We start from the raw sequence: 23,700 nt of genomic DNA on the forward strand, positions 1-23,700 counted from the left end.
CCTTATTAATTATAACTACATATATGAACCTTGTAAACAGAAGGGAAAGTTAGCTTGGAGGTTTATAATCTACTGCCACTGTCTTTGCAATTTTATCATGAAGAAACTGCTTGCGTTGGTCAAATATTGCACATATGAAAATTAGTATTGTGGTCATAAAGATTAAGCCTAATAAAGGATCAAACCACCATTCAGAGGTATACTTATCAAAAAATTTCCTTCTCGTGATGAATATGGGGAAGCAAATAACTTCAAATGAAATATGCCTAACTATTGCTTGCACTAGAGTAACATTTTCAAGTGTATTTGCATCTTTGATATTAATACCGCATAACAATTGTCCTGGAGTACCACCAAATCTTCTTATCATGAATACTCCGAATACTATCGATAGCAAAAAAGATAAGCAAATACGTATAATTAATAATTTAGGTCTAGCAATGTGAAAAACCACTCTTACAAGAATCAAACAGAATAAAGGAATTCCCTTAATAATAAGACTGTCAATAATATGCGCTAACACACGCCTAGTTATTCCCACATATACATAGTTTAATTTTGGGTAGCATGCTTCAGACCTATAATCCATTACTACTGTTTTTGTAATTTTGTCGTAGAAAAGCTGCTTGCGCTTATCAAATATTGCAAACATTAGAACCAATATTGGTAAAATAAAAAACCACTCAGAAATGTAGGTGGGTACCCACAAAAGTGCCTTGAGAGTGCTTCTCATCACTACTTGCATTAAAGCAGCGTTTTTAAGTGTGTTTGCATCTTTTATGTATATACCAAGTAGCAACTTTCCTGGAGTCCAACCAAGTCTTGTTATCATTAATACTTCCAATGCTATATATACTAAATCTTTCAATAATATATCTAAGTCTTCTAATATTTCATATCGCTCTGATATAAGGTCACTATTAGTGTCAATATCAGGAAAGACATAATTAAAAACATCGGCAAGGGGCTCTCCTGATAATATGAATAAAATTAATAAATAAAATAATGAATAACAGACTAGGAATATAATTTGGTCAACTATATAAGCTGCAGCACGCTTAGTTATTCCCGCATATTTTACTTTAATATCCATTTTATACCCCATATGATCCGTCTAATGTACCTATTAACAGTTAAATAGCAGTAAAATTGCTGTATTACTATTTGTATTCTCAAGTAAACTAGTTATGCTATCAAGGACATAAACAATACAGCCACTTTCAGCAATGCAAAACAATAATTGTGAGATACAAGAGAAATTTTCTTTTTCCTTCAGTAGCATTATTCTAAATTTTCGTCAAAATAAGCTGTTTTATCCTTTTTTTCCTTATACTCTTCTGCAGTATAGAGAGGTTGCTTCTTAGCTGTGATATTTGGCCATTTTTGTGAGTATTCTACGTTTATGTTGTAAAATGATTTGAAGATTTTTTGTTCACTGTTCAGTAACTCTTCATCTAGTTCTAAAATATCTTTTATGGAATCATCAGTTACAATTGCATCTACTGGACACTCAGGTATGCACACTCCGCAATCAATACATTCATCTGGGTTAATCACGAGCATGTTTTTACCTTCATAGAAGCAGTCAACGGGACATACTTCCACACAGTCCGTATATTTACATTTTATGCATTTATCTGTAACAAAATGCGTCATAAAACACTGTATATTTGCATTATCTTGGGTACACTAAATTGATAAGAAATTCAAGCCTTTTATGAAGATAAATAAATTGAACAACAAAGAATTAGAAGTATGGTTAAGCTTGGCTAGAACTATAGGACCAACAAAGTTTTTTAGTATACTAAGAACACATGGATCGCTAGATGAGGTGCTAAAATATCTCAATAGGGTGGCTAATAATAAGGTGTATGGCATTCAAGATGCACGAGAAGAAATCAATAATGCAGAAAGAATTGGAGCTAAAATTATACCCGCATGTGACCCAGATTACCCTGATCTTTTAAGAAATATCTCTAGTTGTCCTCCTGTAATAACTGCGCTTGGTGATATATCATTATTAAGCCGTGAGATAATTGCAATAATCGGTGGGCGTAACTCTTCAATGAATGGAAGAAATTTTGCCAATAAGTTGGCACTTGATTTAAGCGAAGCTGGTTTTGTTATCGTTTCTGGACTTGCAAAAGGAATCGATACTGCAGCAAACAGTGTAATATACAAAAATCATCCCACTATTGCTGTTACAGCAAGCGGAATTGATGTGGTGTACCCAAAAGAAAATTTTGATCTATACAAAAAAATCACCGAGAATGGTGGATTAGTAGTTACTGAGCTTCCATTTGCTACTAAACCAAAGCCTCAGTATTTTCCTCAAAGGAATCGAATTATATCTGGTCTATCGCTGGGTGTTGCAGTGATTGAAGCATCGAAACGTTCTGGCTCTCTAATAACAGCAGATTTTGCTTTAAATCAAGGGAGAGAGGTGTTTGCAGTTTCTGGTTTCCCTTTAGATTCACGCTGTAGTGGTAGTAATTATTTAATTAAAAACGGTGCTAAGCTTATCGAATCCGCTGATGACATAATAGAGAGTATTAGGTTTAGTTTACCTCCGCAGCAAAAAAACCTATTTGATGTTGAGCACCATTTTGTTAACCAAAAACAAGAAAAATTACAACAGGCAAAATCTGTTATAGTTGATCATATTAACTCTGTACCTGTTGATATAGATGAACTTATATTAGCAAGCGGACTTTCTACCAACATAGCTCTAATGGCTCTTTTGGAACTAGAGGTAACCGTTCACGCAATGGCGTCAACTTAAGAGCCTTCATTAGCAGACTCTCCTAAAGACATGATGGCGTTTAGGCTTATCAACTTTGTCCATTCACGGTATAAGAAAGTAGTTTACAAAAATTGCATAATTAGTATAAAAAACAATAAACTAGATAGATGAGGGGTTGATGATAGAGGTGCTACAAGAAAAGATTGTGGTATTGGAGTCAGAAGTTGGTACTCTGAAAGCAGAGAATGATAAGTTAAGGACAAAAATAATTGAGCTAGAGGATAAGCTGGGTTTAAATTCAAAAAATTCATCGCTGCCACCATCGCAAGATGTATATCGCAAAAAGACAAAAAAGAAGAGCGATAAAAAACCAGGCGGGCAGCCAGGACATGAAGCGCACAAGCGGGAATTGATGGTAGCAGATGAGGTGGTAAAATGTTCAATTGATACAATTTGCATGTGTGGAAGCCAAGTTATTTTAGAAGAAGAAACTGTGCATCAAAAGGTTGAATTGCCAAAAATTAAACCGATAGTGACTGAATATAGGCTACAAAAAGGCTACTGTAAGGCGTGTAAGAAAAGGATCTCAGCTAGTCTGCCTGAAGGTGTGACAAGGGATCTTTTAGGAGCTAATGCAAAAGCAGTAATTAGCAGTTTTAGTGGATTTTTTATCAATTCAAAAAGGGAAGTACAGCAAATTTTGAGCAGCATATTTAATCTGAATATAAGCCTAGGTTTGGTATCAAAGACCGAGGGTAGAGTATCAGAAAAATGTATATCTGAATACGAAAAAATAAGAGAAGAGCTACGGAAAAGCAAGTATTTACATATAGATGAAACAAGCCATAGGAACCAGGGAAAGAAAGGTTGGAGTTGGGTAGTAACGAATAAAACAGCAACACTTATGAAGTTAGTTGGATCTCGCGGAAAGAAGATATTAAAAGGGCTATTGCCAGAGTATGATGGAATAGTTATAAGCGATAGGTATGCTGCGTATAATTACTTTAATCGTGAAAACAGACAGATATGCTGGGCCCATTTAGCAAGGGACTTTGAAAGGTTTTTTTACAGTAAAAATGTTGAAGTGAGCAGAATTGGCGCAGCATTAAAATCGCTGAGCAACAGGGTATTTGTGGTAGATAGAGCACGTAAACAAAACCTGATAGACAATTTAAGATTTTTCCGGTTAATGAGGAAGATTCGAAAAAGGGTGAAACATTTTTTGCGAGAGATAACAAGGGTTGCAAAAGGAACTCAGGCCTCGAGAATGGCTGCCAATATACTACGTTCTGAAGATATGATGTGGAGATTCGTGCGCAATCCTGATCTGATCGAGACAACCAATAACCTTGCAGAACGTCAGGCTAGACGGTACGTCATTTATCGTAAAAATAGTTTTTTCACTTGGTCAGAACGTGGAGAAAAGTTCATTGAAAGAATGCTTTCGATATTTTTGACTGCACGTTTGAATGATCAGAATCCTGTCCAGAAACTACAGAATTTAGTCGCTATTCCTGCCTAATTGGGAATATTCCGTGAACGGTTACGAACTAGAGTTGGAAAACAAAATAGAGCGTTCACCGGGGAATAAAATATCGTTAATTTTCTAGATTACTTTAGCTATACTAGATGCTCGTACAGACATATGCTTGACACTGGAATGATGCCATTTGTTATAGGATTCTTAGTTGCTGATTTTAGAATTGATAAGAGAAAACTTTTTTTCAACTTGTTGTATAATTTTATAAAAGTGATCGAAATCTAAGCTTGCACTGCCAATTAAAACTCCTGATAAATTTGAAATATTTAACAAATTTTCTATATTTTCTGAACTGACTGAACCACCATATATAATGTGTTTTTTACTAGTACACAATTTTATTACCTCTATCACCTCAGCAATTGCATCATTATTTGGCACATGACCTGTGCCTATTGCCCATATTGGCTCATATGCTACGGTATATTCACCGTGTATTGGCAAGCGGTTTTTGCATTGATATTCTATTACTTCTTTCTTATAATCTTCTGAATTTTCACCCACACAGATAATTGGGTGTAAGCCTGATTCTATTGCTATTTCCGACTTAAGTTTTATTTCACTATCTTTTTCATTAGCCCTTTCAGAATGCCCAAGTATTACGTAAGTACACCCTAGTTCTTTTAACATTTCTGCACTAATTTCACCTGTGTAAGAACCGAACTTTTTATGATGGCAATTCTGTGCTCCTATATTAATATTATTGTTCAACTCTATACTGCTTGGAAATGACGTAAAAGGAGGGCAAATCACTAGCTTAGAGGTAATTTCGTTGCTCTTGTTGTTAAGTTTGCCTATAAAGTCAACAAATGAAGAACGCATTCCATTCATTTTCCAATTTGCTACTATTAAAAAGGACATCAACTTTACTTATATGGGCGAGAGTGCCGGCTGTCGGACTTGAACTGACAACCTACTGATTACAAGTCAGTTGCTCTACCAATTGAGCTAAGCCGGCGTTAAACACATTAATAATATACAATTATCAATGAATTTTCGTCAACTAATTTTTATAAAATACTGTATAATGAAAATAATATGAGAAAATTTTTACTGAAGCCAAAAAAGAGTCTAGGGCAAAATTTTATTTTATCGAGTGAGATAACAAAAAAAATAGTCGCTTTAGCTGGTAGTCTGGAAAATTTTAATGTCATTGAAATTGGTCCTGGATATGGTGCATTAACAAGAGAAATATTGGTGCATAATCCAAAGTCTCTACTTTCTATAGAAAAAGATAGAGATTTAGTAAAACACCATGATCAACTGCTAAATGAGCATCAAGGAAAGTATAAAATTATAGAAGCAGATGCACTGCACGTTATAGAAGAAGAGCTGATAGAACGTCCAGTTAAAGTTATTGCTAACTTGCCTTACAATATCTCGGTAGTGTTATTTTTAAAGTGGTTAAATAATATAAAATTTTTTACGAACTTGACATTAATGTTTCAAAAAGAGGTAGCAGATCGCATTACGGCAAGACCCAATTCTAAAGATTATGGTTCCTTATCAGTGCTAAGCCAGTTACTATGTGATATAAAAAAGGAATTTGATATTGAACCTAAAGAGTTTTTTCCAAGACCAAAAATACATTCTTCAGTAATTACAGTAAATCCTTTGCCTATCCCAAAATTTGCAGTAAATTTGGAAACCTTAACAAGATTAACACGTGCTGTTTTTTCTCAAAGAAGAAAGATGCTGAGAAATAGCTTGCAAAATATAACGAACCACGCTGAAACTGTCCTTGAAAACGCTAAATTGAGTGGAAATGAACGTCCAGAAAACTTAACTATTGAGCAGTTCTGTTTGCTGGCAAATAATGTAGAATGCTTATTGTGCAATAAAATATATTAGCAGCTATATATTCTGGTATCTCTTCTATCCCCTAAAAACAGTGAGAGCTATACGACAGAGCCACACCGGCTTCTATAGCTCCGCTTCTGTCATCCTATGGCTTACTGTACGAACATTGCAATATGGCACATAGTAAACGATGTCATTCCAGTCTGGAATCCAGCTTTTTCATAATCATTAAAACGTTGTATTTTAACATAAAACGGCTACTTTTATACTTAATAAAATTCCTGGATCCCAGTGTCTGTACGACTAGTACAACATTGCATGATTCTATTATGGCTATTTTGATCAAAATTTGCAAGACTTTTTATTCGAAATACTATATACAAGTGGTTATGGTTGATTTCAATTTGATGAATTAACATTCTAATAATATTTTGCTTAGTCTGCCAATCTACTTGATCAAGCTTTGATTCAACACTTGAGGAAAAGTTTTTCAAGCTATCTGTAACAAGGCTCAATTCTTGTTGTAATTTCTCTTGATCAAGTACTTTTTCTTTTTCCTCCTCAATTTCTTTCAAATGCTGTTTCATTGTTGTAATTCTTGGCTCAAATTCTTCTTGGCTTATAAACCCTTTGGCATAGCTATCGATAAATTTTTTGATACTTAATCTTAGCTTACTTTCTTGCTTTTCACGTGTTTGATTATGTAAAGGTTTTTTGTTCTCTGACAATCTACGTTGATATTCATTTGCAATCCTATCTGGCTCTTTTAATATACTCTTAACTTCTTCCCATATAACTGTATCGAGTACATCAGTACGTATTGATTTGTTGTCACATACTCTGTTGCCATTAGACCTGGAGCCAGAACAACGGTAGTAAGAATAACGTTGATTTCTACTATATGCACCACAATAAGTATATTGGCAGCGCTGACATACTGTTAAACTACGCAACAAAAACGTTTCTTTTCTTTCCCGTACTCTTGCTCTTTGTCTATTTTCAGTTAGCTGTACTTGCACTGAATCAAATAAATTATCACTGATTATTTTTGGCACTGAAACATAAATCCAGTTCTCTTTATCATTACTAAAATGACCATTTTTGAGTCTACCACAAGTTCTTTTTTTTGACTTTCTTACTTGTGGTTTCGAGCATGCCTTAGTTTTACCATAAGCTGCTCGTCCTATATAAGCAGGATTTTTTAACATTTTCCAGATAGTACTTCTTTTCCAACGTTCTTTTCCTGTTTGTGTTATTACCGGTATCTCGCTAAGTCTACGTATAACTTCATTGATGCTTACTCTTTCTTGGCCAATCCAATTAAATATTTTGCACACTACATCCGCTTCTTCTTGATTAATTTCAAACTGAGCACTTCCTTCACCTACATGTTTTGCTATGTAGCGATAACCATAAGGTGCATTACTCATTACGCTTATGCGACCAGTTTTAGCTGCATGAAGTTTTCCCCTGCGATTACGTTCCATAATTTTTGCACGCTCATACTCTGCTACTAATCCTTGAATTCCTAAAAACATATTAGATTCTGGGTTATCCTCAAATTTGTGGTTTAGAAAAATAACCTCTGATCCTGCTTTTCTAAATTCTTCGAGTAAGAGCGCTTGGTATGCAGATTTCCGTGATAGCCGATCAGGTGAATGAATGTATATCTTATCAATCTTACCTTCTGCTACTCTATCACGTAAACTCTCTAAGCCAGGACGTTCTAAATTTGATCCACTATAACCATTATCGACAAACCTGTGCTCATCTAATAACTCATGTCCATTACTACTAATGCGACGCTCCAACTCTACAATCTGACTCTCTATCGTATTCTCCTGTGCCTGTTGTCTTGATGAAACTCTTGCATACAAGCTTACCGTTACCATTTTCTTCTACCTCCTTTATTTTATATTTCAACAATTGTTCATAAGCATTTGCCAAATATGTACTCGCCAATCTGTGAGGTTCATAACGGCAATAAATAGTTAAATCCCCTTTTTGCATGTTTTTCTTCCTGTGAATTTTCTAATAGGTTGGGAGAATTCTTATCACCAGCTAAAAGAAAACTTTTACCATTTTAAACTAAACCAATGGATACCTTATTCAAGGTAGCTGTCTAGTTCACACAAATTCTCCCTAATAAATATACAAGATTTGAAAAAATTATGTCCAAAAAATCTTTGCTTAAATTATCATATTATGTATGATATAGCTTATTTAAAGTATCATGAATGTTTATCCAAGTAATGAATTCTGGGAGAGTGATTTAGAAGTTCCTGTTAACCTTTTACTAGAACGCTTTCAGGATTCTAATGTACGTCAATCTTGGTTAGATTCCCTTTCTGGTAAACAACTGAGCATTATTTTTCAGCATTGCTTTAAAAATCATTTAAATGGACAACTTTTTCAAGACGGAGACTACGATGATAGATCCACTCAACAAAAACGTAAGATACTTGCCAGTTACTCTGACTCTCTTTTTAACTATTATCTCATTAGCCACTTTGATCGTACAAAACTTGAGGCTACAGTCAGTGAAGTAGCAAGATTTGCTCTGACTGAGAAGTTAATGAGATCGTATCTGATAAAAAATAATACCAAGTATGATAAAAGATCCTTGTTGTTTTTACTATTTCACATAAATTGTGAATTTCTAAAATCTGTCTATCACTTTGATAAAGTACAAAAGAAAGGTTTCGTATCATTTGCTCTACAGAAATCACCAAGACAAATAAATACTTCATTTAAGGAATTTATGTCACAAGAAGCCGTAGAGCAGATACTTAAGGATGATGACCAGTTGCAGGGTTTTTTCCATCATCAAGATCGAATATATATGTTTGTACGTCGAGGAAGTGACATGGATTTACTGCTTAATTCAAACAAAGTTGTTCATGGTCATAAACCTGAGTGGATGATTTTAGATTTTTCGCTTGATGGTACAAAGGTTAATCTCTGTGCTAAAAATACTAATAAAGCTGTGGAAATCGCAAATAGAATTGTAAGTTGCTATTTTGACTGCGAATGTACTTTTGTAAATATACAAGATAAGAACTTTCCACTACAAGTGCACAAATTTCTTCAAGCATGTATAGATGGTTCTGACTCTGACATTTGTATATTTGAGTTAAATTTTAAGTCAGATTATTTTAAAAATAGTAATACATATCTTACTTTAAGTGTAAAACCGTATGATCCTATTGCACCAGAGTTACATATTTTAAAGCCAGCTATTGGCAACATACTACAATCTATTCAATCAGCTAAAGTAATGTTCCAAAACAAAAAGGTAACATTTTCTTTCAAAATAAGTGGGGAAGTTTATTATTCAGAGCATCCACTCAATAAAAAAGAAAGAGAGGACCTGAAGAAACATATGGAACAATCTTATGGTCTTAAAATTCTTTCACGAGCAAATTGCTGATCTTTTAAGTTCAAATGGTTCCTGGATTAATCCAAGCCAAAATCATATTAAAGCAGCAAGATACTTATTCGATCTTGGATTGATAAAAATGCAAGAAAGGTATTATATTGTTTGCTCTCGTGAAGAAGATCATCTTGATTGGCCAAATGTAATTGATTCAAGTTGTAGCAATGAGATTTTTATCGATTCAGACTTTGATGAAGCATGTGATGACGCTATTTGTGAAAACTGTTCTCGTCATATTCTGCCTAATACTTATCAAAAACAGAGATTTCATCTCTTATCCATATACTTAAATACAGAAAAGGTCATAGACTGGTTTGAAACAAAGTTGAATGATTCAAAACTTATGTGGGAAAAAGTGGAAAAAGGAGTTTATTATATTTGTAATCAAGGTCGTATTGTAAATCTAATAATCCTTGATTTTTGTACTGATGCGATATTTTTAACTATAGATAAACTTAGAGTTCACCCTACAGTTCTCATCACTCTAAAAAAAGATATACCAAATCTATTACTGAATCTATATGTAGTGCCAATGGTGAAACTGTTTTGTCAGCTTAAGACTGTAACTGAGATATTCCGAGAGGCAGCTAAAAGAGGAGTAGCAAAGGTAGTAGAAAATACTTCTTTGCAAGTTTTACCAGCTTCATATATTTCGCTTAAACGTGTTGAACCAATTATACCAACAAAGCTTTTGGAGTTACAGGTAGTTAAAGGTATGGTATATGTTAATAGTATTGAAGTTATAAATAAAAAAGCTGCATCATGTCTTAATATTTTTCGAATATTATTTAGGCAATTTTTACATGACTGTGAGAAAGAATTACCACCTGAAAAACATACACTTCTCAATATTAATCAGTTAGAAAAACTCTTGGGACTTAGTTTAGAAGCAGATTTAGAACAACAAATCAGAAAGCCATTAAATAAGATGCAAAGAACAATCAAATCTACACTTGCTGAGAAATTAGGATTAAGTATTGAACGTGATGATGTAATACAAACACTTGGTTGGCAAAGATTATCACATGGTTATCGAATTAACCCTTTTACTTTGACTATAAAAAAATAGAGTTTTTTGTTATCAAAAATAGTTTTTTTCAGCTCCATGAATAAATTTTCCCACCCCACGTGCAAATGGTCCTGTTTTTACATCAAGCCATTTATCTTCTTTTGAACCATTAGCCATTCCTTTAACTATTTGCTTTGCTTGTAAAAGCTCTTGCACTATACGCTCTAGTCTATCCCTTCCCATACTATGAAAAACTTCAGGCAATCTATGTCGTTGTTTATGTATTCCTGCACTTCCTGTATGAGTAAATGGATGTCCTGAAATAGCAGCTCGCGCAATTGAATCAATAAGATATATTTTAAGATCTTTATCGCTAATATTTTGAGCTTTTAATTGTTCAGTAATGTCTTCCAATAGCCCTGTTTCTTCATTTCTTAGGTAAGTGCGTATGGTACGATCAGCCAGGCCATTTGCCTTAACAACAGCTCCATAAAATAGTGCATTTTGTCTTGGGATTTTTCCAATTGACCTAAAAATCATTGGTTTAGTCATATCTTCAACAGGCCAAAAAGCAAAAGAACACCTGACTCCATTTACGAGAGCAGAAGTACCTCGAATAGCATCTCGTGCTTGCTCTACTGTTGATATAGGCTTTTCTCCCTTCAGCTTTCTCATATGATGTGCAGTAATTATTGAAGCTCCAGTGCTACATGCTAAATCAGATAATAAACACATGAGATAATCCCCTACTGCTGGGTCAGCATTTAAATCTGCATGAATGAAAGAAGCAAGGGGATCAAATATAATGAGCTTTAAATCCTTTATTCTGCTCAGCTGCTTCATTACCAACTCAAATTCTGGAGATATTTCTACAACTTTACCGCGAACATTCTTAAGTATGGTAAATGATCCTCCTATATTTGGCAATGGTACAATAAATAGCCTATCTTTATATTTTAATCTCTCGCATTTTGGATCAAGTCGTTCTAAGCGACGATGTATTTCATTTGTATCATCCTCTGCGGAAAATACCACCACAGACCCATGTTCAGTAACAGGTGGGCCAAATCCACACACCTGGTCTATGCTACTTGCAACCTTGAGGGCTAGGTCAAGAAGAAGCATACCTTTGCCTGTATCACCCATTGCAGCCAAAATGGAGGTTACACCCAAAGGAAATAATCCTTCAACCAAGAATCTTTGCTTTGGTACTGGACCTACAAAACGCTCTACACTCCAGCTGAAAATATCAAGTGGTGGTTTAATAATTATTTTTCTTGAGTTTTTTTCAATAAATTCCGAAACATTTATTCCCTCTAACAGACAATCAGCAGCATCCCAACTCCTTGGTTTATTCGGTGGAATCTTAAGCGTAGCAAGTGATGCAACACCAAGTTCTAAAAGCTTCTTTTCAGCGTTTTTAGCATATTTATTACCTGCTTCATCATTGTCCGGCCAAATGATAATATGTTTACCTTTTAGCGGAGTCCAATCTGTTTTATCAAGGGTAGCATTTGCTCCAAACATTGCTGTTGTTGCAGTTATTCCTTTCTCTATAAGTGCTTCTGCGCATTTTTCTCCTTCTACAAGAACAACTTTATCGGACCTTAAAATACCCGGAACGTTGTAGAGTGGCCTTATCTCTGGCTCTTTGAATCTTTGTTTTTTAACATCAAATGGTTTAAACTGTTTTTTCTCTAAAGGAGGATCATAACGATAGACTATTACAATCAATTGGTTATTTTCATCGTAGTAATTCCAACTACAAGTCAGATATTGTTCTAGATTTCTGATATTGTTTTGTTTCTTAAGACCAAGCCATTCACTTATTGAAGCCATTACTTCAGGAAATTCTATTTTGGCATTCTTCCCATGTACCGTTGCCCAAAGGTCAATAATGTCACCGCCTTCTCCTGTTGCAAAATCTTTCCATAATCCAGCTCTTTCGCCTGTTAATTCTATTACAGTACTTTTGCCTTTGTTACCCTGTACATCACCTACATAAAACTTATCACCACGAAATGTCCCTCCTGGTAGTAGGTAAAAAAGACAAGATCTGATGTTTTGCAAAAGCTGAGTTTTTAGCTCTAGCATAGTGTCGGTTTTTGTGGATAAATTAAGCCGTAGCTATAACTTTAGAGTTCTGCCAACGCCCATTTACTCTGCTAATGAATTTTGCTGGTATTGATTTACCGTTTCTTAGCTCATATACTACCTGCAAGACATTTGCGCGTTTACTTGGTTGAAACATTACCATACCAGACGTGTAAAAACTTCTTAAAGCATTAGCACCAATTAAAGCTTGAAAAGGACTTTTTGCTAGTGTAGCTGTGGATACTTTTCTGGTATGACGTGTAATAATGATTCCAGCCGTAGGATTAATTACAGAACGTAGTTTTTCTATTCTGCTTTGCAGGCCAGAAAATATATTTTCATAGTCAAGGGAATCCAAAACGATAAGGTCTATCATTTTGATATCAAACTTTTCTTTTATAATATCTTTTATTTTCTCTATACCTTCATCATTTAAAGTTAATCTCATCTTTGTAGTAACAATCAAGTTTTCTTCTGCTAGATTTGGCAGCCTTTGATTAGTTATGATTTGTTGTATGCGTTCCCTGATATAATTGTACTCCATCTCATTTTGCAGATAGACTATTTTTAGCGGTCTTGCTGACTTCATCTTAAGAAACGACACTCCTGCTGCAAGATGTGCAAGCAAAGAGAGAAGAAAATAACTTTTGCCAACCTTTGGCGTACCACCAATGACTAAAAGACCACCTGGAGTGAGAATTCGTGGAGCTATTATATCTTCTGGTATTGGTGATTGATCACTTAAGTACTGCTTTACAGAAAATATTTTTTCTTCTCTTTTCCCCCCTTTTTTTTCTCCACTCTTTGATTTTTTATTGAGCCACTTTCTAGCAGAATATATATCACCCTTAATTAAAATCCAAAGATCAATAATATCACCACCAGTTCCTTCAGTAAAATTACGCCAATCACCAGCTTCCTTACCTACTATTTTAACTGTAATTGTATTTCCATTTAAGTCTCCAATATAAGTTTTTTCTCGGTAAAACTCACCATTTGGAAGTAGGTAAGAAACACACTCCTTGATATTATCAATCAATAACATCTTTAACTCTTTTTGCTTTTTAGACATAAAATTCCCATACATATTTTTCATACGTGTAAAGTTGAGATTAGCTAGCTCACAAACAGTTTCAAAAGATTTTGAATTCAGCCAATTAATTGCTTCTTCTCTTAGCTTTGGGTTTTTTCCTACTGCGTCCTGAATACCTCTAGTAACGACAGCAGACCAAAGCTTTTCCTCGTCGTACTTCAAAATGGTACTCTGTCAATTTCATAATTTTTGCGGTATTCTGGAGTAACTACTGAGGCAATTTTGTTCTTCTCTCCATATTCATCAGTTATAACACCTACCTTTACTGTAAACTTCAACCCATTTAATTCTGCAATTGAATTTAGCTTACGAGCAAGGATTGCACTTTCTGAGTTATCATGTGGATGAATGTCACGTGCTGATTCCAAGATACTGCGAAGCATAGAGCGACCCATTTCTCCCCAAGTATCTTCTGCTTTACTACTTTTAATACCAATTATTTGGTAAATCTTGTGCTTTTCATATAGACCTTCAATAACGGTAAATTCTGTATTTAAATAAATGCTACCGGTAGTGGGGCTTTTAGTAAACCAATGCTCATAACCTCCAGGCTTGATTGTCATTTTTACCTTTACTATTGTACCTTTTGGTATCAGTCTACTTTGCGGTTTTACAGTGTTAAAATCAGTTAATAGGTTTTGTAACATATATCACTCTCCATGTTTAAATTTTAAAACTTGCTTTTAATCTTTGTAAGCAGCTTGCCTAAATGCGGTTCTTCAACCATACTCAGGCGTCCACTGCGGTCTTTAGCCGGGTATCCCCAAGGATTTAAAGTGTGGCAAACAAAAGAGCGCTTCTCCGTTCCATCATCTTTCTTGATTCCAACCATACTGATTACTTCGTCAACTATCCCAGGAATTTCACTAGCAGTTTTAGTTCCTTCGCATTGAGGTAGCCAAATTGGACGATTGAAGTCATCGAGATATTGACCTAAAGTGCCAACTATGATGATGTCTTTGTCTCTGATGTGTTGAAATTGATTGAGCCAAGCCATCATCTCCTGAGCAAGTAATCCATAGGCAGCTCTCATGTCCTGTTTTCCCGATCTCTCAGAAAAAGCTTCAGGTTGCATTTTTGCCCATAATAGACATAAACGTGAAGCAACGGTTATACTATCTACAAAGATGCATCGGTATTTAGAAAACTCAGAGAAAAGATCTTTGTACTTACCAGATACATGTTCATGGTGTCTTTGGCTATATGCTTGATCAGACTTCAGCGCAGGATTAGGCCCCCCTATAAGACAAGCAATATCTCTAGCTTCATTCCAAGTACGAAGACTAATTGAATCTCCTTGCCAATCTTGAACAGCAAGAAGCCCTGCTTCAAAATCAAGGCAAAGTGTTGGTTCATCTACGGTCTTTAGGAGACTTGTTTTACCAATACCATAAGGACCAAAGATGACCATTTTTACAGTTGATATTGTTTGCAATCTTTCATTATTATTCAAAATTTTAAGAACCATTATTTATCCATGCTACGATGTGTATATATACAAGAAAGGCAAAAATTTTGTTCAATTTTTCTTTTTGCCTGCGTAGTAAATAGGAAAAAGTTTGGCACGTATCTTCTTGATAATGTTGTTTAAAGTGGTTCTTGAAACGTTGTTCATTTTGGCAACTTCATGTAAGTTGAAAAACTTAAGTTGCTCACATATATTTTGCCATTCCTTTGGTAAAACCGAGATCATATAGTCTACATCAATGCGTTTTGTTATTTCACTCTCAAGTAGCTCTGTTACATCGATACTAATATAGTTATTGATATCGCGTTTTGCACATCGCTGTTTCTTTAGCAAGTTAATAGCTTTGTTTTCAGTTAGTCTTGCTACAAAAGTGTTAAAGCTACTTTTATCTTCATTATACTGATCAAGACATGGCCAAATTTCACAGAAGAGTTCTTGCTCAAGGTCTTCGTTATTCTCATCAACAAAGCACTTGGCAAGTTTTAGTCTATAGGCTTGGTATTTTACGTTTTTAACAATTATAGCTATATTTTTTGATTTCATGGTTTTCCCTAAAACAAATTAATGCTTTAAGGATGGGAGTTATTAATGCCCTTATGTAGGACAGGAGCAAAAATAAATAATACTGATGCGATTTTTAATCTATTGATATTCTGTTATTTTTTTTTGAGAATAATACCGGTGCAATTTAAAATAATACAGTTCAGGTTTTTGGAACCTATTTTGAATGGATTTCAAAGAATGGGTAGCTCAGGCTTCCTAAAGTTATATTAAAAATATATAAGAATTTCATATTTTGAAATTCAATACTACCAATTTTAAAGAGGGAAAAATGTGCTCTCTATGACCGTAAGTTCCGTTCCTAATTACTGGCTTCCTAAATCAGGAATTAGGAATCAGGAATCTAGAATTAGCCTGTATGGAGGGTTTTCACCATGCGTTCCTAAAACCGTTCCTAGGAACGACATATCTGAAGTCCGCCAATATGGAGGGTTCTAGCTTCCTAAAACCCTTATATATAATATATATATAATACATATATAAAAATATACACATATATAAAAACATATAAAATATAAAAGTAGAATAATAAAAAAACCTCTAAAAGTAGAAAAATCATGTTTAGGGTAAGTAAGGTTTTTAAATAAACATCTTCAAGAAAGAGTTAATTATAAAAAATTTTTCAAAAATTGAAGATTTTTTGGACGAAAATTTTCCAAATCTTGTATATATATGTACTCAGCAATTGAAAGGAAATGCTCGCACTAGATCTTGGCAAACAAACTGGCTGTAGAAGAGTTTTCATGTTAGTTGTTAAATTTCGAAAATTAAAGATTTTTTGGACGAAAATTTTCCAAATCTTGTATATATATGTACTCAGCAATTGAAAGGAAATGCTCACCCTAGATCTTGGTAAACAAACTGGTTGGACTATTTTACATGATGGAATAGTACAAAGTGGAAGTAAGAGTTTTCATGTTAGCAGGTTTAGTGGTGGTGGAATACAGTTTTTAAATTTTCGTAATTGGCTTAATTCACTTAAGTATAAATTTCCAGGTATTGAAGTTGTGTACTTTGAAGAAGTGAGAAGACACTTAGGAACTGATGCTGCACATATCTATGGAGGGTTTTTAGCACACCTTTCTGCTTGGTGTGAAGAACATCATGTGCCATACAAAGGTGTATCTGTGAAAACTATCAAACGCTTTATAACAGGCAAAGGCAATGCAAGTAAAGCTGATGTCATTGAGGCAGTACAGGAAAAGGGTTTTTGTCCAATGGATGATAATGAAGCGGACTCTTTAGCTTTAATGTTCTATGTTATGAATATTAGTAAAGATCTTAACAGTCTAAAAATCCCATAGAAAATGGGTCCTTTTGGCCAGGCTGGCGGGTTTGGTGGTCCTGACCTCAGGCCTTCTTTAGCGTTAGACATATTTCAAATGTTAACTACTTACAAAGTTATAGCTGATCAGTGTCAAAAAAGGAGAAAAAGGTGAAAATTACGCAAGCAGAGTGGGCAAGGGAAAAAGGGTTTTCGAGGCAATATGTCTGTTCTTTGGTAAAGAAAGGAATCGTTGAACTCAAAGATGGACTCATTGACCAAGAACAAGCAAATGAAGCAGTAGCAGCAATAAGAGATCCAAGTCAACCACTGAGGAGAAAAGGCAATTCAGAGACAAGTAACCTTTCCACGATGTTGCTAAAAACTAGAATAAAAAATGAAACGGAGCGTGGTAAACTTTTGGAAGCTAAAGTGAAAGCTGAAGTAGGCAAATTTGTGTCAATTGAAGAGGTAAAAACTGAAGCATTTAACGTCGCTAGAGTTGTTCGTAATAATTTGCTTAATATTCCAAATAGGGTTTCGGCGCTGCTTGCATCACTCAGTGACACTGAAAAGATTCATATGGCGCTAACTGAAGAGATTACAAACTCATTACAAGAATTATCTAATACTAAATTTCAAATATAAAAAAGATTTTGAATATAAAATGGCTGATAACTTAAGTTTGGAGTTAATAAAGTGTCTCATCAATCAACCTGGATTAGATGTTAATGTTAGAGGATTAAATGGAAAGACACCACTACATTGTGCTATAGAATTTGATGAATTAAGCATGGTGGATTTGTTACTCACGAAGAAGAATATTAATCCTTTTGTGGAAGATAATGAAGGTAAAACATCTCTTGATTACGCCAAAGAAGGGAAAAAAGCAGAAATATTACAAGCGCTAATTAATAACAAATACGGATCAGAACAAGATAGTTTACTTCATTTAGCTGCAATGATAGGTGAAGTTAATGCAGTTAGGTATTTGATAGGAAAAGGTATTGACGTTAATGTACGAAATACTTTGCATCATACTCCATTACATCTAGCAGCAGGAATAGGACATGCAGAAGTTGTAAAGATCTTGATAAGAGAAGGAAAAGCTGAAATAGATGTCTTTGATGCACGAAATCAAACACCAATGCATTACGCAGTTAATAATAAAAAACTGGAAATAGTAAAGTTATTACTCGAGCTCGGAGTAGATGTAAATAGCACGCGCATAGGACAAAACTCAATGAAATTGTCACCTGTTCATATAGCTGTAAGTAATACTAATTACGATGAAAGAGACTTATGTCTTGATATCCTCAAATGCTTAATAAAGGAGCCTAATGCTCAAGTCAATTTGCAAGACTACGAAAGTAAAACACCACTACATTACGCTGAAAGACTTAAAACAATAGAAGTTTTACTAACGCGAGAAGATATAGATCCATTGGTAAAAGACGATAGCGGCAAGACACCATTTGATTACGCTAAACCTGAGATAAAAAAGGCTTTGATGAGTAATAAATACGGTTCTGAAAAGAATAGTCTACTCCATTTAGCTGTACAAACGGGAGAAATTGAGCTTGTAGAGTCTATCTTAAAAGAAGAAATTGATATTGATATTTCAAATAATAAAAATCTACCGCCGGTTTACCTTGCTGCAGAAAAAGGGCATTTACATGTAGTAAAGTTATTGCTGAAAAAAGGAGCAAATTATAAACCTGTTTTGCATTTAGCAATCAAGTCAAATAATTTAGAATTACTTAAAGTTTTATTTAATGAAAAAAATGGAGCGTTACTCTGCAGAGATACCGTTGTTAATTTTCCAACCCTTCATAATAAATATATAGCACAGAGAGAAATAGCAGATAAAAGGGTGAAAAAACATAATAATATTATCTGCATCTGTATTACAGTTAGCGCAGTAGCAATGGCAGCATATATAGGTTTAACAGCAGCAACAATAAGCAGTGCAATCATTTTTGCAACAATAACAGGGGTATTTGCGCTTGTTATAGCAATAATGATAAGTGAGATGAGCAAAAGATATATAGAAAACGAATTTCAGAAAAAGATGTTTATGGAATTGGAAGAGTGTAGTTCTACTGTTAATGATGTTGAGATAGAACCAGTTATGAGTAGATGCAGACAATGATATACGCTAGAGCTTTTTCTGAAGGTTTAAAACCAGATCCAGAGCTTAAAGTATCAGAGTGGGCAAATGAGTATCGAGTTTTAGCAGCAACTGCAGCATCAGAGCCAGGTAAATGGAGAACGGAAAGAACTCCTTATTTAAAAGAAATCATGGATTCACTATCACCATCTTCACCTGCAGAAAAAGTAGTGTTCATGAAAGGAGCGCAGATTGGGGGAACAGAAGCAGGAAATAATTGGATTGGCTATATCATCGATCAAACGCCAGGGCCAATGCTAGTAGTACAGCCGACAGTTGAAATGGGAAAACGTTGGTCAAAGGGAAGATTTGCACCGTTAATAGAGAGTACGCCATGTTTAAAAAGTAAAGTAAAAGACCCAAGGTCAAGAGATTCAGGAAATACTGTACAAAGTAAGGAATTTCCAGGTGGAATAGTAGTAATAACCGGAGCAAACAGCAGTGTAAGCCTCCGATCTATGCCAGTAAAATATCTCTTTCTTGATGAAATAGATGCCTATCCAGGAGATTCAGGAGGAGAAGGAGATCCAGTACTGCTTAGTATTGCTCGAACTAATACCTTTGCAAGGCGAAAGATTTTTTTAGTGTCAACGCCAACGATTTATGGAATAAGTAGAATTGAAAAGGAATTTGAAGCAACGGATAAGAGATATTTTTTTGTACCATGTCCGCATTGTAATTACTATCAAGTTCTAAAATGGTCACAAATAAAATGGGAAAATAACAACTCAAGAACAGCACATTATGTCTGCACTGAATGTAGCGGCAAAATAGAAAATCATCAAAAAACAGAGATGCTAGAACATGGAGAATGGAGACCTACTAATAGAGTAAAAGGTGAGAAAAAAGGATTTCACCTTTCAAGTCTTTATAGCCCAGTTGGCTGGTATAGTTGGCAACAAGCAGTAGAGGACTTTCTCCATGCCAAAGAAAGTGAACAATTACTAAAAGTTTGGATAAATACCACTTTAGGAGAAACTTGGGTAGATAAAGGAGAAGTACCAGACTGGAAGCAATTATTCAACAGAAGAGAATTTTTTCCCGTAGGCACAGTACCTAGGAGAGAAGTGGTACTTACTGCAGGAGTAGATGTCCAAAAAGATCGGTTAGAAGTAGAAGTTGTAGCCTGGGGAAAAAGCCGTGAAAGTTGGTCAATAGACTACCGAGTGTTTGAAGGAGATACAGGAGGTGGAGAAGTATGGGGAAAGCTTTCAGAGTTACTCAATCATCATTTTATCGGTGAAAATGATCTTGAATATATGATAAGTATGATGGCAGTTGATGCAGGATATGCAACACAAGAAGTATACAACTGGGTAAGAGGTCATCAGGGCTCTGGAAGAGTAATGGCAGTCAAAGGTGTAAACAAAGCGCTAGTACCACTTAGCAGCCCAAGTAGAGTAGATATAACAGTTGGTGGTCAAAAGCTAAAGAGAGGAATAAAGCTCTGGCCAGTGGGAGTATCGATATTAAAGTCAGAGCTTTTTCAATTACTTAATATTTTAAAAGAAGGTGAAGAAACACCGCCAGGGTATTGTCATTTTCCCGAGTATGCACCTGAATATTTTAAGCAGCTAACGGCAGAGCAATTAGTCAGCAAGGTAGTGAAAGGATACACCAAACAAGAGTGGCAAAAGGTAAGAGAAAGAAATGAGGTGCTAGATTGCCGAATTTATGCGAGAGCAGCATCGATAGCACTGGGGATAGACAGATGGCCAGAGAGTAAATGGAATAGTTTAAGTGGAAAAATGGAAAGTAAAAAGCCTAAAAGAGTAAGACAGAGTAAGTGGTTGGAAAATGTATAACAAAGAGTATTTAGTTCAAGTCGAAGAAGCGATAAAGAAGCTGCAAAACGGAGAACGAGTAGTATCAATTGCATATGGTGATCATGTTGTGAGATATGCTGAAGTTCAGATAAAGGATCTACTAAGCTTAAGACAACGTATTAAAGCTGAACTGAAAACCGTAGCCAAAAGAAAGATTATTTTTTCAACGAGTAAAGGAGTTTTATAAATGCTACTAAAAACCTTCAAACAATTATTCAACAAGCCAAAAATTAAAAGTTCAGCCTGGGATGCAGCAGGCTCAGGAAGAAGATTTTTTCACTTTCAACCAGAGTTAGGAAGTATAAACAATTTGCTGTCTCAAAGCCTTGAAACTTTACGTAGTAGATCACGTGACATGGTGAGAAAAAACCCATATGCAGCAAATATTATTGATACCATAGTGAGTAACTCTATTGGAACAGGAATAAAACCACAATCAAAAGCAAGAGATGGAGAATTTCGAAAGAAGGTGCAAGAATTATGGCTAAGATGGACAGATGAAGCAGACAGTAGCGGAGTAAGTGATTTTTATGGATTACAAGCTTTAGTATGCAGAAGTATGATAGAAGGAGGAGAATGTTTTGTACGTTTAAGAACGAGAAAGCTGGAAGATAGATTTTCTGTGCCATTACAACTGCAAGTACTTGAGTCTGAACATTTAGACAATAAAACAAATCAAACTTTAGGAAATGGTAATGTAATAAGAAACGGGATTGAGTTTAATAGACTTGGGCAAAGAGAGGCATACTACCTATTTAAAGAACACCCTGGTGAAGGTTCGTTTGGCGAATCAGTGAGAGTGCCAGCAAATGATGTTTTACATATTTATAGACCATTAAGACCTGGGCAAATCAGAGGGGAGCCTTGGCTTTCTAATATACTGCTGAAGCTTTATGAGCTTGATCAATATGATGATGCAGAGCTGGTGAGAAAGAAAACTGCAGCAATGTTTGCTGGATTTATTACGAGACTCGATCCAGAAGCAAATATCATGGGAGAAAGTGAAAGTAATGAGCAAGGAGTGGCACTATCAGGTTTAGAGCCAGGAACAATGCAGCTTTTAGACCCAGGAGAGGACATAAAATTTTCAGAGCCATCAGATGTAGGAGGAAGCTATGAAGCATTCATAAGACAGCAACTGAGGGCAATAGCAATAGGCACAGGAATAACATATGAGCAACTAACAGGAGATTTAACCGGTGTTAATTATTCATCAATCAGAGCTGGATTAATAGAGTTTCGTCGTAGATGCGCTATGCTGCAACACAACATTATGGTATTCCAGTTTTGCCGTCCTGTATGGGATAGGTGGTTAGAGTTAGCACTACTTTCTGGAGAGCTAGACATAGGTGAAGAATGGACAAAGGGAAAAGAAGGAGCAAAAAAAGAAGTAAAATGGATACCACAGGGATTTGATTGGGTCGATCCGCTAAAAGATCAGCAAGCACAGCAAATGGCAGTAAGAAATGGATTTAAGAGTCGATCGGAAGTAGTATCAGAAATGGGTTACGATGTAGAAGAAATTGACCAAGAAATAGCAGAAGATCAAAGACGTGCAAGTGAACTGGGCTTAAGTTTTGATTCTGACGTTACGGCCAATCAAGAGGTACTATGAAACAACAATGGCTAAACAGATGTGTAATGGTAGAACCAAGGAGTTTTGAATTACTGTCACTACAAGCAGGAAAGCAGCCTATCTTTAAAAATATAAAACATGCAGTAAGAAATAGTGAAAGAGGAATAATACCGATACATGGAATCTTGACAAAAAAGTCAGAAACTTTTGATGGTTTACTGGGTATGACATCATATGAAAAAATTCATGAAGAGATAGAGAGCGCTTTAGAAGATAAAAGCATAGAGACGATTCTACTTGATATAGATAGCCCAGGAGGAGAAGTAAATGGAGTGTTTGACCTTGCTGATTTTATTTATGAATCAAGAGCAAAAAAGAGAATTATTGCAATAGCAAATGACGATGCGTATTCTGCTGCGTATGCAATTGCTTCTAGTGCTGAAAAGATTTTTCTCACCCGCACTTCAGGAGTTGGGAGTATAGGGGTAATCGCAAGTCATATAGATCAAAGTGGGTTTGATGAAAAACAGGGGATAAAATATACTACAGTATTTGCTGGAAGTAGAAAAAATGATTTAAATCCACATGAGCCAATAACTTCTGAGAGTTTAGAAAATCTAAAAAGCGAAGTGAATCGTTTATATGGAATGCTGGTTGAGCTAATAGCGCGGAATAGAAGCCTCTCTGTAGAGGCAATAAAAAATACTGAAGCAGGGCTATATTTTGGGGAGAAAGCAATAGAGATGGGTCTTGCAGATGGAATGACAATTCTTTCATCTATTAATAAAAACAGGAGTATTACTATGAATGAACAAACTACAAATGACCTAGAAACTGATAATTTAACCAAGTATCGTACTGAAGTTCTTGAATTAATACGATTATGTAATATATCGAAGATGCCAGAAAAGATAGGAGAATTTATTGAGCAAAGCGTAAGTGTTGAGCAAGCAAGGGAGGTTTTAATGGAATTACTTGCAGAAAGAACGAAGAAGACAGAGATACTGAGTGCAGTACCACAGAATTCAGGAGAAGAATTGATGATGCAGGTAGCGAAAAGTCGTAGGAGTTAAAGTATTTTTATAACCGCCGTATATAGCATTGATAAAAGCGGCGGTAA

The 23,700-nt window shown here is 35.2% G+C and carries 21 protein-coding genes and 1 tRNA gene; 12 read left to right on the forward strand and 10 right to left on the reverse strand.

What is annotated here, in order from left to right; translation table 11 throughout:
- Positions 1 to 49 precede the first annotated feature (49 nt).
- Positions 50 to 1,093 (reverse strand): RDD family protein, encoded by a 1,044-nt coding sequence (locus tag OPR21_RS06345; protein WP_049973617.1) that lies wholly within the window; start codon positions 1,091 to 1,093, stop codon positions 50 to 52.
- Positions 1,094 to 1,281: 188 nt separating this feature from the next.
- The gene (locus OPR21_RS06350) at positions 1,282 to 1,656 is read right to left on the reverse strand and encodes a ferredoxin family protein (protein WP_077188509.1); all 375 of its coding nucleotides are present in this window, start codon (positions 1,654 to 1,656) and stop codon (positions 1,282 to 1,284) included.
- Between the two features lie 61 nt (positions 1,657 to 1,717).
- On the opposite strand from OPR21_RS06350, the gene dprA reads away from it, so the two are divergent.
- Together dprA and tnpC are read left to right on the forward strand one after the other, a co-directional pair.
- A complete protein-coding gene (gene dprA, locus OPR21_RS06355) occupies positions 1,718 to 2,782 on the forward strand; it encodes a DNA-processing protein DprA (RefSeq protein ID WP_265029839.1) in 1,065 nt (354 codons plus the stop codon).
- Positions 2,783 to 2,921: 139 nt separating this feature from the next.
- Positions 2,922 to 4,265 (forward strand): IS66 family transposase, encoded by a 1,344-nt coding sequence (gene tnpC, locus OPR21_RS06360; protein WP_265022247.1) that lies wholly within the window; start codon positions 2,922 to 2,924, stop codon positions 4,263 to 4,265.
- A gap of 162 nt (positions 4,266 to 4,427) precedes the next feature.
- On the opposite strand, the gene OPR21_RS06365 is transcribed toward tnpC, so the two are convergent.
- Together OPR21_RS06365 and OPR21_RS06370 are read right to left on the reverse strand one after the other, a co-directional pair.
- A complete protein-coding gene (locus OPR21_RS06365) occupies positions 4,428 to 5,144 on the reverse strand; it encodes a triosephosphate isomerase (RefSeq protein WP_006279748.1) in 717 nt (238 codons plus the stop codon).
- Positions 5,145 to 5,168: 24 nt separating this feature from the next.
- Positions 5,169 to 5,241, reverse strand: a tRNA-Thr gene (locus tag OPR21_RS06370).
- Between the two features lie 80 nt (positions 5,242 to 5,321).
- Between OPR21_RS06370 and rsmA the strand changes: the two genes are divergently transcribed.
- Complete coding sequence (gene rsmA, locus OPR21_RS06375) at positions 5,322 to 6,134, forward strand: 16S rRNA (adenine(1518)-N(6)/adenine(1519)-N(6))-dimethyltransferase RsmA (RefSeq protein ID WP_077188507.1); 813 nt, start codon at positions 5,322 to 5,324, stop codon at positions 6,132 to 6,134.
- 218 nt (positions 6,135 to 6,352) lie between these two features.
- On the opposite strand, the gene OPR21_RS06380 is transcribed toward rsmA, so the two are convergent.
- Complete coding sequence (locus tag OPR21_RS06380; protein ID WP_265029840.1) at positions 6,353 to 7,975, reverse strand: recombinase family protein; 1,623 nt, start codon at positions 7,973 to 7,975, stop codon at positions 6,353 to 6,355.
- A gap of 341 nt (positions 7,976 to 8,316) precedes the next feature.
- Between OPR21_RS06380 and OPR21_RS06385 the strand changes: the two genes are divergently transcribed.
- Together OPR21_RS06385 and OPR21_RS06390 are read left to right on the forward strand one after the other, a co-directional pair.
- Complete coding sequence (locus tag OPR21_RS06385) at positions 8,317 to 9,513, forward strand: hypothetical protein (RefSeq protein WP_265029841.1); 1,197 nt, start codon at positions 8,317 to 8,319, stop codon at positions 9,511 to 9,513.
- Positions 9,479 to 10,588 (forward strand): hypothetical protein, encoded by a 1,110-nt coding sequence (locus OPR21_RS06390; RefSeq protein ID WP_265029842.1) that lies wholly within the window; start codon positions 9,479 to 9,481, stop codon positions 10,586 to 10,588. Before OPR21_RS06385 ends, OPR21_RS06390 begins: the two co-directional genes overlap by 35 nt.
- A 12-nt stretch (positions 10,589 to 10,600) precedes the next feature.
- Here the strand turns inward: OPR21_RS06390 and OPR21_RS06395 are convergent, their stop codons facing one another.
- From OPR21_RS06395 to OPR21_RS06415, 5 genes are read right to left on the reverse strand one after another with little or no spacing between them, the layout of a single operon-like run.
- Positions 10,601 to 12,622: an AAA family ATPase gene (locus tag OPR21_RS06395; protein ID WP_265029843.1), complete on the reverse strand. Its 2,022-nt coding sequence runs from the start codon at positions 12,620 to 12,622 to the stop codon at positions 10,601 to 10,603.
- Between the two features lie 22 nt (positions 12,623 to 12,644).
- On the reverse strand, positions 12,645 to 13,877 hold the full coding sequence (locus OPR21_RS06400) for an AAA family ATPase (protein WP_265029844.1): 1,233 nt from the start codon (positions 13,875 to 13,877) through the stop codon (positions 12,645 to 12,647).
- Positions 13,874 to 14,362: a hypothetical protein gene (locus OPR21_RS06405; RefSeq protein WP_265029845.1), complete on the reverse strand. Its 489-nt coding sequence runs from the start codon at positions 14,360 to 14,362 to the stop codon at positions 13,874 to 13,876. Before OPR21_RS06405 ends, OPR21_RS06400 begins: the two co-directional genes overlap by 4 nt.
- Before the next feature lie 23 nt (positions 14,363 to 14,385).
- On the reverse strand, positions 14,386 to 15,183 hold the full coding sequence (locus tag OPR21_RS06410) for an ATP-binding protein (protein WP_264711410.1): 798 nt from the start codon (positions 15,181 to 15,183) through the stop codon (positions 14,386 to 14,388).
- 51 nt (positions 15,184 to 15,234) lie between these two features.
- A complete protein-coding gene (locus OPR21_RS06415; RefSeq protein ID WP_265029846.1) occupies positions 15,235 to 15,726 on the reverse strand; it encodes a sigma-70 family RNA polymerase sigma factor in 492 nt (163 codons plus the stop codon).
- 851 nt (positions 15,727 to 16,577) lie between these two features.
- On the opposite strand from OPR21_RS06415, the gene OPR21_RS06420 reads away from it, so the two are divergent.
- The 7 genes from OPR21_RS06420 to OPR21_RS06450 all read left to right on the forward strand — a co-directional run bounded on the left by OPR21_RS06420 (position 16,578) and on the right by OPR21_RS06450 (position 23,653).
- Complete coding sequence (locus tag OPR21_RS06420; RefSeq protein WP_265029847.1) at positions 16,578 to 17,048, forward strand: Holliday junction resolvase; 471 nt, start codon at positions 16,578 to 16,580, stop codon at positions 17,046 to 17,048.
- 131 nt (positions 17,049 to 17,179) lie between these two features.
- A complete protein-coding gene (locus tag OPR21_RS06425) occupies positions 17,180 to 17,656 on the forward strand; it encodes a hypothetical protein (protein WP_265030313.1) in 477 nt (158 codons plus the stop codon).
- Positions 17,657 to 17,675: 19 nt separating this feature from the next.
- Positions 17,676 to 19,160 (forward strand): ankyrin repeat domain-containing protein, encoded by a 1,485-nt coding sequence (locus OPR21_RS06430; protein WP_265029848.1) that lies wholly within the window; start codon positions 17,676 to 17,678, stop codon positions 19,158 to 19,160.
- On the forward strand, positions 19,157 to 20,983 hold the full coding sequence (locus OPR21_RS06435) for a phage terminase large subunit family protein (protein WP_265029849.1): 1,827 nt from the start codon (positions 19,157 to 19,159) through the stop codon (positions 20,981 to 20,983). Before OPR21_RS06430 ends, OPR21_RS06435 begins: the two co-directional genes overlap by 4 nt.
- A complete protein-coding gene (locus tag OPR21_RS06440) occupies positions 20,976 to 21,191 on the forward strand; it encodes a gpW family protein (RefSeq protein ID WP_265029850.1) in 216 nt (71 codons plus the stop codon). The genes OPR21_RS06435 and OPR21_RS06440 overlap by 8 nt, the downstream gene beginning before the upstream one ends.
- Positions 21,192 to 22,619: a phage portal protein gene (locus OPR21_RS06445; RefSeq protein ID WP_265029851.1), complete on the forward strand. Its 1,428-nt coding sequence runs from the start codon at positions 21,192 to 21,194 to the stop codon at positions 22,617 to 22,619. It abuts the gene before it with no gap.
- Entirely contained in the window at positions 22,616 to 23,653 is a 1,038-nt protein-coding gene (locus OPR21_RS06450) for a S49 family peptidase (RefSeq protein WP_141457038.1), read from the forward strand. Before OPR21_RS06445 ends, OPR21_RS06450 begins: the two co-directional genes overlap by 4 nt.
- Positions 23,654 to 23,700 lie beyond the last annotated feature (47 nt).

Source organism: Wolbachia endosymbiont (group A) of Philonthus cognatus (assembly GCF_947251755.1).
GTDB lineage: Bacteria > Pseudomonadota > Alphaproteobacteria > Rickettsiales > Anaplasmataceae > Wolbachia > Wolbachia pipientis.

What these genes read in the sequence shown, in the direction of transcription:
- OPR21_RS06345 (WP_049973617.1), bottom strand. Translation starts at nt 1,093, where the DNA reads ATGGATATTAAAGTAAAATATGCGGGAATAACTAAGCGTGCTGCAGCT.
- OPR21_RS06350 (WP_077188509.1), bottom strand. Translation starts at nt 1,656, where the DNA reads ATGACGCATTTTGTTACAGATAAATGCATAAAATGTAAATATACGGAC.
- dprA (WP_265029839.1), top strand. Translation starts at nt 1,718, where the DNA reads ATGAAGATAAATAAATTGAACAACAAAGAATTAGAAGTATGGTTAAGC.
- tnpC (WP_265022247.1), top strand. Translation starts at nt 2,922, where the DNA reads ATGATAGAGGTGCTACAAGAAAAGATTGTGGTATTGGAGTCAGAAGTT.
- OPR21_RS06365 (WP_006279748.1), bottom strand. Translation starts at nt 5,144, where the DNA reads ATGTCCTTTTTAATAGTAGCAAATTGGAAAATGAATGGAATGCGTTCT.
- rsmA (WP_077188507.1), top strand. Translation starts at nt 5,322, where the DNA reads ATGAGAAAATTTTTACTGAAGCCAAAAAAGAGTCTAGGGCAAAATTTT.
- OPR21_RS06380 (WP_265029840.1), bottom strand. Translation starts at nt 7,975, where the DNA reads ATGGTAACGGTAAGCTTGTATGCAAGAGTTTCATCAAGACAACAGGCA.
- OPR21_RS06385 (WP_265029841.1), top strand. Translation starts at nt 8,317, where the DNA reads ATGAATGTTTATCCAAGTAATGAATTCTGGGAGAGTGATTTAGAAGTT.
- OPR21_RS06390 (WP_265029842.1), top strand. Translation starts at nt 9,479, where the DNA reads ATGGTCTTAAAATTCTTTCACGAGCAAATTGCTGATCTTTTAAGTTCA.
- OPR21_RS06395 (WP_265029843.1), bottom strand. Translation starts at nt 12,622, where the DNA reads ATGCTAGAGCTAAAAACTCAGCTTTTGCAAAACATCAGATCTTGTCTT.
- OPR21_RS06405 (WP_265029845.1), bottom strand. Translation starts at nt 14,362, where the DNA reads ATGTTACAAAACCTATTAACTGATTTTAACACTGTAAAACCGCAAAGT.
- OPR21_RS06410 (WP_264711410.1), bottom strand. Translation starts at nt 15,183, where the DNA reads ATGGTTCTTAAAATTTTGAATAATAATGAAAGATTGCAAACAATATCA.
- OPR21_RS06415 (WP_265029846.1), bottom strand. Translation starts at nt 15,726, where the DNA reads ATGAAATCAAAAAATATAGCTATAATTGTTAAAAACGTAAAATACCAA.
- OPR21_RS06420 (WP_265029847.1), top strand. Translation starts at nt 16,578, where the DNA reads ATGCTCACCCTAGATCTTGGTAAACAAACTGGTTGGACTATTTTACAT.
- OPR21_RS06430 (WP_265029848.1), top strand. Translation starts at nt 17,676, where the DNA reads ATGGCTGATAACTTAAGTTTGGAGTTAATAAAGTGTCTCATCAATCAA.
- OPR21_RS06435 (WP_265029849.1), top strand. Translation starts at nt 19,157, where the DNA reads ATGATATACGCTAGAGCTTTTTCTGAAGGTTTAAAACCAGATCCAGAG.
- OPR21_RS06440 (WP_265029850.1), top strand. Translation starts at nt 20,976, where the DNA reads ATGTATAACAAAGAGTATTTAGTTCAAGTCGAAGAAGCGATAAAGAAG.
- OPR21_RS06445 (WP_265029851.1), top strand. Translation starts at nt 21,192, where the DNA reads ATGCTACTAAAAACCTTCAAACAATTATTCAACAAGCCAAAAATTAAA.
- OPR21_RS06450 (WP_141457038.1), top strand. Translation starts at nt 22,616, where the DNA reads ATGAAACAACAATGGCTAAACAGATGTGTAATGGTAGAACCAAGGAGT.